The sequence below is a fragment of the Chromobacterium sp. IRSSSOUMB001 genome (assembly GCF_023507765.1).
Classification (GTDB): domain Bacteria; phylum Pseudomonadota; class Gammaproteobacteria; order Burkholderiales; family Chromobacteriaceae; genus Chromobacterium; species Chromobacterium haemolyticum.
Genome location: NZ_JALCYU010000002.1, coordinates 116,495 through 130,379, shown reverse-complemented (window position 1 = coordinate 130,379; position 13,885 = coordinate 116,495). Strand labels below are relative to the sequence as shown.

At 61.0% G+C, this 13,885-nt stretch carries 16 protein-coding genes and 3 tRNA genes; 10 read left to right on the top strand and 9 right to left on the bottom strand.

The genetic code is table 11. From position 1 onward, the window contains the following. Window positions 1-11 precede the first annotated feature (11 nt). The 4 genes from dnaJ (at window position 12) to MOV80_RS02675 (ending at window position 4,336) form a co-directional block, all read left to right on the top strand. On the top strand, window positions 12-1,142 hold the full coding sequence (dnaJ, locus tag MOV80_RS02690) for a molecular chaperone DnaJ (RefSeq protein ID WP_107732697.1): 1,131 nt from the start codon (window positions 12-14) through the stop codon (window positions 1,140-1,142). 274 nt (window positions 1,143-1,416) lie between these two features. After that, complete coding sequence (locus tag MOV80_RS02685; RefSeq protein ID WP_249604805.1) at window positions 1,417-2,928, top strand: alanine/glycine:cation symporter family protein; 1,512 nt, start codon at window positions 1,417-1,419, stop codon at window positions 2,926-2,928. 153 nt (window positions 2,929-3,081) lie between these two features. Next, window positions 3,082-4,086 (top strand): porphobilinogen synthase, encoded by a 1,005-nt coding sequence (gene hemB / locus MOV80_RS02680; RefSeq protein ID WP_107732696.1) that lies wholly within the window; start codon window positions 3,082-3,084, stop codon window positions 4,084-4,086. Between the two features lie 61 nt (window positions 4,087-4,147). Continuing rightward, entirely contained in the window at window positions 4,148-4,336 is a 189-nt protein-coding gene (locus tag MOV80_RS02675; protein ID WP_019101557.1) for a hypothetical protein, read from the top strand. Here MOV80_RS02675 and MOV80_RS02670 read toward each other — a convergent pair. Further along, window positions 4,333-5,112 carry a class III extradiol ring-cleavage dioxygenase gene (locus MOV80_RS02670; RefSeq protein ID WP_107732695.1) on the bottom strand — a complete coding sequence of 260 codons (780 nt, stop codon included), beginning with the start codon at window positions 5,110-5,112 and terminating at the stop codon, window positions 4,333-4,335. The two genes, MOV80_RS02675 and MOV80_RS02670, sit on opposite strands and share 4 nt — an antisense overlap. A 152-nt stretch (window positions 5,113-5,264) precedes the next feature. On the opposite strand from MOV80_RS02670, the gene MOV80_RS02665 reads away from it, so the two are divergent. Further along, window positions 5,265-5,612: a hypothetical protein gene (locus tag MOV80_RS02665; protein ID WP_141113204.1), complete on the top strand. Its 348-nt coding sequence runs from the start codon at window positions 5,265-5,267 to the stop codon at window positions 5,610-5,612. Window positions 5,613-5,728: 116 nt separating this feature from the next. Here MOV80_RS02665 and MOV80_RS02660 read toward each other — a convergent pair whose 3' ends face one another. Beyond that, the gene (locus MOV80_RS02660; protein WP_081575375.1) at window positions 5,729-6,721 is read right to left on the bottom strand and encodes a recombination-associated protein RdgC; all 993 of its coding nucleotides are present in this window, start codon (window positions 6,719-6,721) and stop codon (window positions 5,729-5,731) included. Window positions 6,722-6,815: 94 nt separating this feature from the next. Between MOV80_RS02660 and MOV80_RS02655 the strand changes: the two genes are divergently transcribed. The 4 genes from MOV80_RS02655 (at window position 6,816) to MOV80_RS02640 (ending at window position 8,369) form a co-directional block, all read left to right on the top strand. Then, a tRNA-Pro gene (locus MOV80_RS02655) sits at window positions 6,816-6,892 on the top strand. 81 nt (window positions 6,893-6,973) lie between these two features. Continuing rightward, window positions 6,974-7,050, top strand: a tRNA-Pro gene (locus MOV80_RS02650). Between the two features lie 153 nt (window positions 7,051-7,203). After that, window positions 7,204-7,279 (top strand) — tRNA-Thr (locus tag MOV80_RS02645). Window positions 7,280-7,616: 337 nt separating this feature from the next. Further along, the gene (locus MOV80_RS02640; protein WP_019104307.1) at window positions 7,617-8,369 is read left to right on the top strand and encodes a class I SAM-dependent methyltransferase; all 753 of its coding nucleotides are present in this window, start codon (window positions 7,617-7,619) and stop codon (window positions 8,367-8,369) included. Between the two features lie 138 nt (window positions 8,370-8,507). Here the strand turns inward: MOV80_RS02640 and MOV80_RS02635 are convergent, their stop codons facing one another. The 3 genes from MOV80_RS02635 to tadA are packed head-to-tail and all read right to left on the bottom strand — an operon-like array spanning window position 8,508 to window position 10,349. Then, window positions 8,508-8,921, bottom strand: coding sequence for a DUF2721 domain-containing protein (locus tag MOV80_RS02635; protein WP_019104308.1), 414 nt, complete (start codon window positions 8,919-8,921; stop codon window positions 8,508-8,510). Continuing rightward, a complete protein-coding gene (locus MOV80_RS02630; protein ID WP_043591891.1) occupies window positions 8,921-9,577 on the bottom strand; it encodes a L,D-transpeptidase in 657 nt (218 codons plus the stop codon). The genes MOV80_RS02635 and MOV80_RS02630 overlap by 1 nt, the downstream gene beginning before the upstream one ends. A 4-nt stretch (window positions 9,578-9,581) precedes the next feature. Next, window positions 9,582-10,349 carry a tRNA adenosine(34) deaminase TadA gene (gene tadA / locus MOV80_RS02625; RefSeq protein WP_249604804.1) on the bottom strand — a complete coding sequence of 256 codons (768 nt, stop codon included), beginning with the start codon at window positions 10,347-10,349 and terminating at the stop codon, window positions 9,582-9,584. Between the two features lie 71 nt (window positions 10,350-10,420). Between tadA and MOV80_RS02620 the strand changes: the two genes are divergently transcribed. Further along, window positions 10,421-11,398 (top strand): hypothetical protein, encoded by a 978-nt coding sequence (locus MOV80_RS02620; RefSeq protein WP_249604803.1) that lies wholly within the window; start codon window positions 10,421-10,423, stop codon window positions 11,396-11,398. Here MOV80_RS02620 and MOV80_RS02615 read toward each other — a convergent pair whose 3' ends face one another. The 4 genes from MOV80_RS02615 to MOV80_RS02600 form a co-directional block, all read right to left on the bottom strand. Beyond that, on the bottom strand, window positions 11,399-11,680 hold the full coding sequence (locus MOV80_RS02615) for a hypothetical protein (protein WP_081575379.1): 282 nt from the start codon (window positions 11,678-11,680) through the stop codon (window positions 11,399-11,401). Continuing rightward, a complete protein-coding gene (locus tag MOV80_RS02610; RefSeq protein ID WP_043591881.1) occupies window positions 11,677-12,066 on the bottom strand; it encodes a phage holin family protein in 390 nt (129 codons plus the stop codon). Before MOV80_RS02610 ends, MOV80_RS02615 begins: the two co-directional genes overlap by 4 nt. A gap of 3 nt (window positions 12,067-12,069) precedes the next feature. Then, a complete protein-coding gene (locus MOV80_RS02605) occupies window positions 12,070-12,387 on the bottom strand; it encodes a DUF883 family protein (RefSeq protein ID WP_019103538.1) in 318 nt (105 codons plus the stop codon). A gap of 136 nt (window positions 12,388-12,523) precedes the next feature. Continuing rightward, window positions 12,524-13,831 carry an MFS transporter gene (locus MOV80_RS02600; protein WP_081575380.1) on the bottom strand — a complete coding sequence of 436 codons (1,308 nt, stop codon included), beginning with the start codon at window positions 13,829-13,831 and terminating at the stop codon, window positions 12,524-12,526. Window positions 13,832-13,885 lie beyond the last annotated feature (54 nt).

Sequence of the window (13,885 nt, the reverse complement as noted above, 5' to 3'; positions counted from 1 at the left end):
GAGACAGGAACATGTCCAAGAAAGATTACTACGATGTGTTGGGCGTCAATCGCGACGCCTCCGACGACGACATCAAAAAGGCTTACCGCAAGCTGGCGATGAAGTATCACCCGGATCGCAATCCGGACAGCAAGGAAGCGGAAGAGAAGTTCAAAGAGGTCAAGGAAGCTTACGAGATTTTGTCCGACAGCCAGAAGCGCGGCGCTTACGACCAATTCGGTCACGCCGGGGTGGATCCGCAGGCCGGCGCCGGCGGCGGCGCGGGCTTCGGAGGCTTTGGCGATTTTGCAGATATCTTCAGCGACATCTTCGGCGGCGGACGTTCCGGCGGTGGCGGCGGCGGCGGGCGCTCCAATGTTTATCGCGGCGCGGATCTGCGCTACAACATGGAAATCTCGCTGGAAGAAGCCGCTCGCGGTTGTGAGAAGCAGATCCGCATTCCTTCGCATGAAGAGTGCGAAGTCTGCCACGGCAGCGGCGCCAAGCCCGGCACCCAGCCGAAGACCTGCAGCACCTGCGGCGGCCACGGCCAGGTGCGGATGAGCCAGGGCTTCTTTTCCATCCAGCAAACCTGCCCAACCTGCCACGGCACCGGCAAGCAGATTTCCGATCCCTGCACCAGTTGCCATGGCGCGGGCCAGAAAAAGACCAACAAGACGCTGAACGTGAAGATTCCACCTGGCGTGGACGAAGGCGACCGCATCCGCTTGTCCGGCGAAGGGGAGCCCGGCCAGAACGGCGGACCGTCCGGCGATCTCTATGTGGTCACCCACATCAAGCCGCACGCGGTGTTCCAGCGCGACGGCATGGACCTGCATTGCGAGATGCCGATTTCCTTTTCCACTGCGGCGCTGGGCGGTGAAGTGGAAATCCCCACGCTGGACGGCATGGCCAAGGTCAAAATCGCGGCGGAAACCCAGAGCGGCCGAGTCTACCGCTTGCGCGGCAAAGGTGTGAAGGCGGTGCGCGGCACCGATTATGGCGACCTGCACTGCCATGTGGTGGTGGAAACCCCGGTCAAGCTGACCGATCGTCAGAAAGAGCTGCTGCGTGAATTCGACGCGATCAGCCAGGGCGATGTGGCCACTCACAATCCGCGTTCGAAGTCCTTCATGGACAAGTTGAAGGATTTCTTCGGCTAAAGCGTTACCCGAGCGGCCTCCGCGGTCGTCGGAGCAAAAACGGCAAGCGAGTTCGCTTGCCGTTTTTTTTGTTTCATTTTTTTGTCAATTGGTCAAATGTTTTTGGGTAACTTGTTGTAATGAGCGTTTTTTTAAAATGAATTATCTGGAGGGTTCCGGTCTAGGGCCTTATCTTGGAGGGGCTCCGGATCCCCGCTCCGGGGCGAGAACATAAAAATATCCGGGTGTCCGCCGTTAGGCGAAGCGCACCCGGCTTCGCTCAAAGGAGAGTTTCATGGATGAATTCGTCAACGCCGTCAACGGCGTTATCTGGAGCCCGGCGCTGATTTACCTGTGTTTGGGCGTAGGTCTTTACTTGTCTGTGCGCACGCACTTCCTGCAGTTGCGCCACTTCAAGGAAATGCTGCGGCTGATGTTCAATACCGAGAGCACCTCCAGCGGTGTGTCCTCGTTTCAGGCGCTGGCGATGACCTTGGCCGGCCGCGTGGGCACCGGCAATATCGCCGGCGTGGCCACCGCAATTACTTTCGGCGGCCCGGGCGCCATCTTCTGGATGTGGATGGTGGCCTTTCTCGGTGCCAGTTCCGCCTTTGTCGAATCGACGTTGGGCCAAGTCTACAAGGAGAAAATAGACGGCCAGTATCGCGGCGGACCGGCTTTCTACATAGAGAAGGGGCTGGGCATGAAGTGGTATGCCTGGCTGTTCGCCATCACCACCATTGTCGCCACCGGTGTGCTCTTGCCGGGGGTACAGGCCAATTCCATCGCCGCCTCGTTGGATACCGCCTTCGGCATCGCGCCCACCGTCACCGCCGCGGTACTGGCCATCATCCTGGGGTTCATCATCTTCGGCGGGGTCAAGCGCATCGCGTTGTTCGCCGGCGCGGTGGTGCCGTTCATGGCCCTGGGTTATATCATCGTTGCCTGCGTGATCATCGCCTTGAACATCGAGCAGCTGCCCGGCGTGATGGCGCTGGTGCTGAAAAGCGCGTTTGGCATGGAGGCCGGTTTCGGCGCCATTCTCGGCCTGGCCATCCAGTGGGGGGTGAAGCGCGGCGTGTATTCCAACGAAGCCGGCCAGGGTACCGGCCCGCACGCCTCCAGCGCCGCTGCGGTGTCGCATCCGGCCAAACAGGGCCTGGTGCAGGCCTTCTCGGTCTATATCGACACCCTGTTCGTCTGTTCCGCCACTGCTTTCATGCTGCTGATCACCGGCCAATACAATGTGCAGGGCCCGGAAGGCCAGGCCATGTTCACCGGCATTGCCGGCGTGGCGGCGGGGCCGGGCTATGTGCAGATCGCGATGGAAAGCATCATGCCGGGCTTTGGTTCCATCTTCGTCGCGCTGGCGCTGTTCTTTTTCGCCTTTACCACCATCGTCGCCTACTACTACATCGCTGAAACCAATATCGCCTACATCAACCGCAAGATCCAGCTGCCTTGGCTGAGCTTCGTGTTAAAGATCGCGCTGATGGCGGCCACGGTGTACGGCACGGTCAAAACCGCGGATCTGGCCTGGGGGCTGGGCGATATCGGCGTGGGCCTGATGGCCTGGCTCAACATCATCGCCATCATCCTCATGCAAAAACCAGCGCTGGCCTGTCTGCGCGATTACGAAGCGCAGAAGGCGCAGGGGCTGGACCCGGTGTTCCATCCGGAGAAACTGGGCATCGTCAACGCCGCTTATTGGGAAGGGCGACGCGCGGAGGACAATCTGGCCGCGGAATTGGCGGCGCAGGCTGCTCATGAGGAGGATGAGGGCAAGCTTGCTCCGCGTAAGAGCTGAGCCAAGTTGGACGCGGACAGCGCCGGTGTCCGGCGCTGTCCGCAGGCCGAGCGTGCAAAATTCAGAACACTCTGTTTTGCCGGCCGGCATCCGCTGCGGGGCGGCGGCAACAGGCGTACAATGGCCGGGCTGATCCTTACTAATGGAATTGTCATGATTTTTGCCAATCGTTATTTTCCCGCCACTCGCATGCGTCGCATGCGCAAAGATGAATTCTCCCGTCGCCTGATGCGTGAAAACGTGCTGACCGCCAACGATCTGATCTATCCGGTATTTGTGATGGAGGGGCAGAACCGGGTGGTGGAAGTGCCGTCGATGCCGGGCGCGCCGCGCCAGACGCTGGACAAGCTGCTGCACACCGCCGAACAGGCGCTGGAATTGGGTATCCCGATGCTGTCGCTGTTTCCGGTGATCGAGTCCGGCAAGGACAATAGCGCGCAAGAGGCTTACAACCCGGAAGGCCTGGTGCCTACCGCGGTGCGCGAGCTGAAGAAACGTTTTCCCGAACTGGGTGTGATGACCGATGGCGCGTTGGATCCCTACACCATCCACGGTCAGGACGGCGTGATGGACGACAGCGGCTATGTGCTCAATGACGAAACCACCGAGATCCTGATCAAGCAAGGTCTCTGTCACGCCGAAGCCGGCGTGGACATGTTCGGCCCGTCCGACATGATGGATGGCCGCATTGGCGCGATCCGCGAGGCTTTCGAGGAGGAAGGCTTCATCCACACCAAGATCCTGGCGTATTCGGCCAAGTACGCGTCCGGCTTCTACGGTCCATTCCGCGATGCGCTGGGCTCGTCCGGTAATCTGGGCAAGGCCGACAAGAACAACTACCAAATGGATCCGGCCAATCTGGACGAAGCAATCCAGGAAGTGGCGCAGGACCTGGAGGAAGGCGCGGACGCGGTGATGATCAAGCCGGGTATGCCCTATCTGGACGTCATCCGCCGGGTCAAGGACACCTTCCGGGTGCCGACCTTTGCCTATCAAGTGTCTGGCGAATACGCGATGTTGAAGGCCGCGTTCCAGAACGGCTGGCTGAACGAGGAAAAATGCATGCTGGAAAGCCTGATCGCGTTCAAGCGGGCCGGCGCGGACGGGATCCTGACCTATTTCGCGCTGGATGCTGCGCGCTTGCTGCGTCAACGCTAAGCGCAGGCGGGCAAGACATCGCGCCCCGGCTCCAGCCGGGGCGTTTTGCATGGGAGCGGATATGGATTTGATGCATTCCACCCTGTTCTGGGTGATCATCGCCGCCGCGCCTGCTGTGACGGCGCTGGGCATTCTGATCAGGCTGGCCAGGCGGGAGCCGCCGCCGGAGCTGCCGCCCGGCGTCAAGCCGCTGGGCTGGGACGAGGAAGACAAGGACGACGATGCCGCGCCGCCGGCGGCGGGCGGCTAGTCGAAGCGCCAGCTGGCCATGGACAGATTGCCCATGCGCCAGTCGTCGTGCAGTTTGGAAGCCTTGGCGCCGCGGCCCCCGGCGCCCAGCGCAATCCATAGAGGGGCGATGTGCTCGTCGCTGGGGTGGTTATGGCGCGGATAGGGCGCTTGTTGCAGCCAGTCGGCCAGTGCATCCTGAGCGCCGCTCAGCAACTGCTGGTCCATCCAGTCGCGGAAGGCCAGCGCCCATGGCGCCGGTACCGAACCCTCCGGCGCCAGCGTGCGCAGATTGTGGGTGTAGCTGCCGGAGGCGACGATCAAGACGCCTTCGTCGCGCAGCGGACGCAGCGCTTCGCCTATGCGCATCAATTCAGCGGCCGGCGCCTGATGCGGCAGCGACAGATTGACGATGGGAATGTCCGCCTGCGGATACATCAACATCAGCGGGGTCCAGGCGCCGTGATCCAGGCCGCGTTGCTCGGTGCTTTGCGCCGGTAGTCCGGCGGCGGCGAACAATTCATGCAGGCGCGCGCAGAGCGGCGCATCGGTGCGCGCCGGGTAGCTCAGGTGGTACAAGTCCTCGGGGAAACCGTAGAAGTCGTGAATGGTTTCCGGACTTGGGTTGTGGTTGACCACTAGCCCGCGGGTTTCCCAGTGGGCGGAAACGATGACGATGGCGCGAGGGCGCGGCAGCGTCGTTCCCAGTTGGGCGATGAAGTGGCGGCTTGGGCTGTCTTCCAGCACCAGGGTGGGAGCGCCGTGCGAGATGAACAGCGCGGGTAGGCGAGTAGTCATGGCTGAAGCTTTCATTCTATGGATGGCTTCAGCTTAATACACAGAAATTACCTGATAAACCGCTATTTATTGGCTTTATTGTTTACTATTTGGAAATAATAGAGTGCGCTGACGGCATTGCCGGCCGGGAAATGGCGGTAGGCGGCGGACTAATGCAAGCCGCCAAGCAGAATGGCGCAACCGGCGATGAAGATGATAAATCCCAGCAGTCGCCGCAGCGGGAGCTGGCCGGGTGGCTCGGCCTGCGTCTGCTGCTTCAGCTTTCTCAGTTGTTGTCGGTACATGGTCATCATGCGCTCCTTTTATTGAATGATAATCATTACTATTTAAATGTCAAAAAAACCTTCCCGCTTTTTGATCTTGGGCCTGTCGGCGTGTGGCTGTGCTTTCATTGCAGCCAGGCGAAGCTGGAGCACAGCTCAAGCCAGAGGTCTTGCCAGTTTGCAGCTTTCATCGCGGTCGTCCTTGTGGGAAGTGCCTCTAGTATCGGCGATGGCTAATTATTTGTTAAATTGATTGTTTGTTTCTAGATGTTAGCGCATGGCTATGCTGAGCGGCTTGAACTCGCGTAGAGCTATGGCCCCGGCGGCCTTGGGCGGCCGGGGCCGGGACGGACTTAATCCCAGGGGACTTCGGTGCCGACGTCGGAGCCGGCTTCGGCGGCGGCGGGCGCGTTGACCGCCTGCGGGGCGGCTGCGGCCGGGCTGGCCGCATCTTCCAGGCCGCCCAGGGCGGCAACCAGTGCGTCAACCAGCTCGCCCAGTTCTTCGCTCATCAAGGTGAAGGTGGCTTCGAACAGGCTTTCTCTATCGTCGCCGGCCTGGCTGGCTTCGTCCTGCAGCAAGTCCAGGAACTGCAGCCGCTTCAACTGCAGCATGTCGGTCAGCTGGAAGCGGATCTTTTCTTGCCAGATCAGGCCCACCCGGGTCACTTGCTTGCCGGTGGCGATGTGCTGGCGAATCTCGTCCGCGGTCAGGTCGATGCGCGCGCAACGCACCACCGCGCCGTTTTCGCTGCTGTCTTTCAGTTCGCAATCGGAATCCAGCTCAAAGCCGGCAGGCGCTTCGCCAGCCGCCAGCCAGTCCGTCATCGCGGTATGCGGCGCAATCTTGGTGCGAGGCAACGCGGCGGGGAAGGGCGGCAGCGCTTCGCGCAGCTTGGAGACCAGCGCCTCCGCCTTGCTGGCTGCGGCCGAGTCCACCATCAGCCAGCCGCGTCGGGTGTCCAGATAAGCGCTCATCCGGCTGCTGCGCACAAAGGCGCGCGGCAGCAGGTCGTCGGTGATCTGCTCTTTCAGCGCCAGCTTTTCCTTGCGGCCGACCTTGCGCAGTTCCTTGTCTTCGATCTCGGCGACCTTCAGGTCGACGAAGTCGCGGATCACCGACGAGGGCAGCACCTTGTCTTCGCGGCGCAGCGACACCATCTGGCAGCCGCGCACGGCGAAGACGGGAGCGTCCAGGTGACCAGCGGCGGAAACCCAGCCTTCGCTGAACCAGTCCAGTCCCATGCAGTGCTGGAATGGACGCTTTTCCAGCGCGGCGGAAAGCTGCTCGGTATTAGGGGAGTCGTCTTGATTCAAACGGTAAAAAGATAGTTGCCTAAACCACATATTTGTTCCATAATGCGCGTCCTCTGATGCCACAGATTGTACCGCAGCCAGCATGGTAGCGGGGTGGTTTTCAGATAAGCTTGCAGATGGTCGTCGGAGTGTAGCTTAGCCTGGTAGAGCGCTACGTTCGGGACGTAGAGGCCGGAGGTTCGAATCCTCTCACTCCGACCATATGAATAGAAAAAGCTTGTCAGAAAACATCAGATGTAGTAAATTTCTGCTCCTCGGCGCTTGGCGTCGAACGCAGTAAATCGGAGTGTAGCTTAGCCTGGTAGAGCGCTACGTTCGGGACGTAGAGGCCGGAGGTTCGAATCCTCTCACTCCGACCAGATTCAAAACCCTGAATTCAATTATTTGAATTCAGGGTTTTTGCATTAAAGCGCGGATAAATTAATTCGGATATTTGGAAACGCGCGCCGCCCCTTTTCAAATCGATGGAAACTGTTTATTATTACGCGCTCTGCTTCAGTGCGGAGTGACGTGCCGGTATAGCTCAGTTGGTAGAGCAGCGCATTCGTAATGCGAAGGTCGGGGGTTCGACTCCTCTTACCGGCACCACAATCCTCTTCTGAAACTGCAATGAGCCCGCTACCGCGGGCTTTTTGCATTTCCGGCGACCATCGCTGTTGGTTTCTTCATTCCCGCCTGTTTCATTTCCGTTGGTGCGCTTTGAAATTCCTGATACGGATGCCGTTGCGACGGCTGGTGATTGTATGTAAGTTATGATATAAGCATTTTATCGGTGGGCGTGCTGAATTTGCAGCTCTACTCGTGCCGCGGACGACTTGAGAATACGCCTGGGCTGAAATATATTGTGAACGTCTGTTATGACGAATGGACATGACGGTCTAGGCTGTCATCTAATGGAAAGCTACAGCAATTGTAGAGAGCGAACATGCTATCCAATTCCGTTGCTACTTTCAGCCTGTATTCGGATTTATATGCTCGGTTTCGTCCGGCTTATCCGGAGGCCTTGTATCAGTGGTTGTTGCCGCAGTGTCTCGAGCGCGAACGGGCCTGGGATTGCGCAACCGGCAACGGCCAGACCGCTGTGAGGTTGGGGGAGAGCTTCGCGCGGGTAGACGCCACCGACATCAGCTCCGCGCAACTGGGTCAGGCCGAGGCGCATAATCAGGTGTATTACCGGGAGTGTCCCGCCGAGGTCACGCCTTTCGACGACGCCGCTTTCGATCTGATCACGGTATCGCAGGCGCTGCATTGGTTTCACTTTCCGTCGTTTTGGCCGGAGGTGGGAAGAGTGCTCAAGCCGGGCGGAGTATTCGCCGCGTGGGGCTATCATCTATGCCGGGTTTCCCCCGAGGTGGACCGCGCCGCGTCGATTTTGATTTCCATCATCGAGCCGTTTTGGTCTAGTCGCTGCCAGATTTTGTGGGATGGCTACAGTACAGCGGGTTGCCCGCTGCCTACGCTTGAAGCGCCGGAGCTGGCGATTAGCTGCGATTGGACGCTGGAACAATATCTGGGCTTTCTAAACACGCTTTCCGCCAGCAAGCTGTGCAAGCAGACTTTAGGCGAGCATGTGCTGGACGATGCTTCCGGTCGCATCGCCCGTGCCTGGGGCGATGGCGGGCAAGCGCGTCAAGTGAGCATGCCGTTAAGCTTGCTGGTGGCGCGGCGCCCAGTATAAAGCCGTTTATGGTTACACGAGCAAACGCGAGACAAGACGAAAACGGCGGAGAAAGCGGAGTGTACACAGGGTACATAAGCATTTCGAAGACGTTTTCAATGCCGTATCGCCGAGGCGTAGCAGATCGTAAACAGGTTCTTAGCGTCGCTTGTCGTATTCCGCCTGTAGATCGGACAGCAGGATGTTGAGCGCGTCCGACGAGCGTAGAAGCTCTATCAAGGACACGGCCAGCGAGCAGATCATGCACAGCAAGCTGATGCCGAAAGTCAGCTCCCCCCAGGCCTGCCAGCCGGTATAGACCTGAAACATCGCCACGGTACACAGGAACAGGCTGGCGATGCCCAGGCACTGCATCCATTTGATCAAGGTGATGCGAGTGCGCAAATTGCCGATCTGGCGCAGGATTTTTGGATCCTGGCTGTCGCGGTACTCCTCATATAGATTGCGAATGATGCCGGCCAGGCCGAGAAAACGGTTGGTATAAGCCAGCAGCAACAGGGAGATAGCGGGAAACAGCAGGGCAGGCGTGGTCAGGGTCAGCGCGGAATGCATCAGGCGTTCTCATCAATCAGGACATCAATGCCGTTGTCGGTGGTGTCGAACAGTTCGATTACGTCCGGGTTTTTCATGCGGACGCAGCCGAGGGAGCTTGGGGTGCCCCAGGGCACATGGTCCCCGGCACCGTGAATGTAAATGGCTCGATTATAGCTGTCTACCTCGCCGCCTTGGTTCTTTCCTGGTTCTTCACCGCACAGCCACAGGATACGGGTGAGGATCCAGTCCTTGTTCGGGTACTGGGCGTGTAGTTCCGACGTGTACTTCCAGGGCGTCACTTTACGGCGGAAAATAATGGTGTTGGCCTCTACGCCGGCGCCGATGCGCTCGCAGACTCGGTGCCAGCCGCGCGGTGTTTGGTAGCTGCCGCTGACTTCTCCCACGCCGTTGCGCGCGGTGGATACTTGATATTCGCGCTGCAGCAGCCCCCAGCCGTCGTAACGACGCAGGGTCTGGCTGCGCACGCCAACCAGAACCCAGGGCGCGCCGTAATGGCGAGGATTGGGATGGGTGTCCAGCAAGGGCGCGGCGGTTTGCTGGCTAGCGGCGAACGCAGCCGCCGGCAGCGGATCCATTGTCAGCGAGGCGTCGTCTTCCGTGTCCGCGGCGAAAGCGGACGCGCTCAAGAATAGGGCCAGCATCAGTCGCAGCATGGCATCAGCCTTTCCGACGGGTTTGGAAAAACGCCGTCAACGGTTGCGCGCAGGCATCCGCCTGCTGTTTGCCGAACACCGCGGCGTGATGATTGAGACGGCTGTCCGCGAAAACGTCCAGCACGCTGCCGGCTGCCCCGGTCTTGGCGTCGGGCGCGCCGTAAACCACGCGAGCGATGCGAGCGTGCATGATGGCGCCGCTGCACATCAAGCAAGGTTCCAGCGTCACGTATAGATCGCAGCCGTCTAGGCGGTAATTGCCCAACAGGCCGGCCGCGTCGCGCATGGCCATGATTTCTGCGTGGGCGCTGGGGTCATGCCGGCCTATAGGTTGATTGTAGCCGCGTCCAATCACTTCGCCTTGTCGGACAACCACTGCGCCCACAGGAATCTCGCCTTCCAGGCCGGCCTGGGCGGCTAGTTCCAGCGCTTGGGTCAGATGGAGGGCGATTTCGGTGTCGGACGGCGGCGCGGCCACGGGCGGGTGAGCGGCGAGCTGTCGCAGCAAGGCGTTTTTGGCCTCGTCCCCAAGCTGGTTCCAATGAATGCCGCGGCAGGCGGCTTCCAGCGCGAACAGCAGTTTGCGGGTGGCGGTGCGCCCGCGGCTTTTCAATTGCAAGAAAGCCAAGACGGGGCCCCGTTGCCGCAGGGTGTCGGCGTCGATAATGCCGATTTCGGCGAGCCAGGCGATGGCCGCGGGCGGCAGTGGGGGCGAGGTCAGCGGCGAGCTGCTTGCGATGGTTCCTGCGGACGGGACGGGTTTGTCTTGCATGATGTCGATTTTAGCGTAAAGAAATCCCTTTCACTGCCGATAGAATGTCATAACCATAGGTTTTTTCTTATATGCCCGTGATAAAGCCCTATTCCGCCTCCTATACGCCGTCCCAACCCAAGTCATCGGCCGGCCGCGCCGCGGCAGCTTCTTTCGCCGAATCCGCGGCGGCCCAGGCGGCCTCCCCAACAGCTTCCTTGCCGGCCAGTCCGGCGCAACAGGCGCGTCAGCAGCTGCAATCTTCTTTGCAGCAAAGCTTGCGCAAATTCATGCAGCAACTGAAAGTGACTTTGCGGCCATTGCCCAAGCGTTCGCCCGAAGTGGATGGCATGCAAAAGGAGATGTTGAAGAAGAAGGTGGACATGCTGCTGAAGATGGCGCAGATGGCGGGCCGAGACAAGGCCAGTCTGAAAGCGCTGGCGGGGGAACTGGCCCGCGCGGTCAAGGAGTTGAAACAGTTAGTGGCCAGCATGACGCAAAATGCAGCCGATTCCATGATGTCGGTGAGCGTAGGCGGCGACGTGGAGGCGGCAAGCGCGGCCACCTCGGATGCGGCCGTGCCCGAGCCGGCGGACGCCGGCGGAGACGCGTCCGGCGCCGCGGCCCAGGTTCAGGCTCAAGCCGCCGCGGTGGAGGATGAGACGCGGCAGGCTAAGGACCAGGCGGGGGAAGCGTCCTCGGCCGCCGGCGCGCGCGGCGACGCGGCTGCCGCCAACGGCGACAAGAACGCGGGGGTTGTGGCTCGCGACGATGGCGCCGCGCCGCGGACGGGGGGCGGTAATCCGCTTTCCGGCGGCAATCCGGTGGCGGGAGACCCGGTGATCCAGGACATCATGATGAAGCTGAAGCAGCTGCAAAACTGGCTCAAGCAGCAGACGCGCCAGCTGCAAGCGGATCAGGAATTCCGGAAGATGATCAGGGAGATGGACAAGGATATGGCCGGCATCGAGAAGATGCTGGCGACTGGAGAAATAGCGGAGAACGGAGAAATGGACGTTCAGGTCCACGTTGAGGCGGAGGCCGGCGCGGGCGTGAACGTCCAGGCTTGATCAGCGGCTGCGCCAGAGCCGGCGCCCCAGCTGCCACAGCGCCCATAGCCGCGCGCCGGTGCCAAGCCAGGATTGCAGTCGTCCGCCGGGCGGCAGCAGACTGCCGAGCGTGGCCAGAATTTTTCCGAGGCCGCGCTGCCGGCTCCAGGCCTTCAAACCTTCCCCGGCTGCGCCTAGAGGATGGCGCCGCAGAGTATTCAACTCCAGGCGCAGTTTGACTCTGAGCGCTTCACCCTTCATCACCAGCAACTGTTTCTTGATGGCGCGGTCCTTTGGGTTCACGGCGCGTCTCCTCCGCCCAGAGCCGCCCAGTCCTTGCGAACTTCTTCCAAGGTGGTGGCAAAGGCCGGTCCTTGATCGCGAAGGCGTCGGCGCAAGCTGAAGCCTAGCCAGGCGCCGGCGCCGCAGAACGACAGTGCGCAGACGGCGAGGACCCAGGCGCGCAGAGTCGGCGGAGTCAGCGTCCAGACCAGCAGCAGTCCGGCCGTCAGGCCTACGGCGATGAGAATCAGCGCCAGCATGCCGGTGAACAGGCTGCCGATGATGTCGTCTTTCAGTTCCTGGGCTTCAAGCGACAGCAACTCCGCTCGGGTCAGCAGCAGGGAAGCCACCCCGCCGGCGAAGGAGCGCAGGCTGCCGGGACGGGGCAGGGATTGGCGTTGCGGCATGCCTTAGCGGCGGGAAACCAGCATGCCCAGCAGGAAGGCGACGCCAGCGGCGATACCGATCGATTTCCAAGGGTTTTCATGCACGTATTGATCTGTCGCCTTGGCGGCGACCTTGGCCTTGCCGACCACCACTTGTTCGGCATCCAGCAACTTGGCCTTGGCCACTTTCAGTTTTTCGCTGACGCGCTGGCGGATTTCCTTGCTTTTCTGGCTGCCGTCGTCCAGCGAGGCGTCGATCAGCTCTTCGGTGCTGACCAGAACCTGGCGCACGTCATCCAGTAATTGTTCTTTTTCCTTGGCGATTGCAGCGGCATTGGACATAAAGATCTCCTGGTGAAAATGAATGGGAACTCCGCGATGGCACGGCTCACGCGGTGCAGCAATCAAGCTGGCTACCATCAACCTATCAGGCTGGGCCAGTGACGTCAAACACTGGATTTGACCGATTTCGACTGCGTCAAATCCGGCTATAGGCTGCGTTTTCCCAATGTGGAACGCTAGGCGCGCGGAAGCGGCTGGCCGCGAACAGGCCGACGCCGCCCATAGCTAGGCCGAACCAGGCGGAGACCCAGGGGCTCCAGGGTGCTGCGGCGATCAGCAGCAGCGGCGCGGCGCTGGCCCATAGCGAATAGGCGATGTTGTAGGTGACGGCGATGCCGGACACGCGGATATCCGCGGGGAACAGACTGATCATCGCCGAAGGCACCACGCCGACGATGCCGCAGCATAAGCCGGCGATGGCGTAGGCGACGCCGGGCCAGCGCCAGCCGCCGATCAGGCTGGCGTAGAGCAGGCCAATGCCCACGGGTAGCAACAGACTGTAGAGGATCAGGCTGTGCAAAGGGCCGACACGGTCTGTAACGCGGCCGGCGATCACGCAGCCGATGTTCAGAAACACGATGCCGAGGCTGCCTAGCGCGAAGGCATCCTTGGCCGACCAGGCGAAGTGTTGCTGCAGCAAGGTGGGTGTTACCACGACCGGGATTATTACAGCCGAGGTCAGTACGCAGGTCAGCAGCGCGGCCGGCAGCAGCGTGCTCCGGTGAGAGCGTAGCACTTCCAACAGCGGGTAGGCGCGTTCCTGTCGCTGAGAGCGCAGGGACAGGAATACCGGTGTTTCATTCAGCCAGCGGCGCAGCCAGACGCCGAACAGGCCCAGCGGGCCGCCGAGCAAGAACGGAATGCGCCAAGCGTAATCCTGCATTTGCTGCGGGCTGAAGATTTCGGCCAGCAGGGTGGCGGTGAGCGCGCCCAGCAGGTAGCCCATGGTCAGGCCGGCCTGCAGCAGGCCCAACGCGTAGCCGCGGTGGCGGGCCGGAGCGTGCTCGGCGACAAAAGTCCAGGCGCTGGGCACTTCGCCGCCCACCGCCGCGCCTTGCAGCAGCCGCAGGCATAAGAGCAGCAGCGGCGCGAGATAACCGATCTGGGCGTAGGTGGGCAGCAGGCCGATCAGCAGACAGGGGCCGGCCATCATCAGCATGCTTAGGCTGAACATCCGTTTGCGGCCCAAGCGGTCCGCAAAGTGGGCCATCAGCATGCCGCCCAGCGGGCGAGCCAGATAGCCGGTGGCGAAAATGCCGAAGGTTTGCAGCAAGCGCAGCCATTCCGGCATTTGCGGCGGGAAGAACAGGTGGCTGAGCGTGGCGGCGAAGAAGGCAAAGACGATGAAGTCGTAGATTTCGAGCGCGCCGCCCAATGCGGCCAGTCCCAGGGTGCGGTAGTCGGTGCGTGAAAGTGCGGCGGCAGGCGTGGAGATGGCGTTCATGAGGGTTCGGGGGCGACGGCGGAGGAGCGGCTGGGATCGGATTCAATGCGCGCC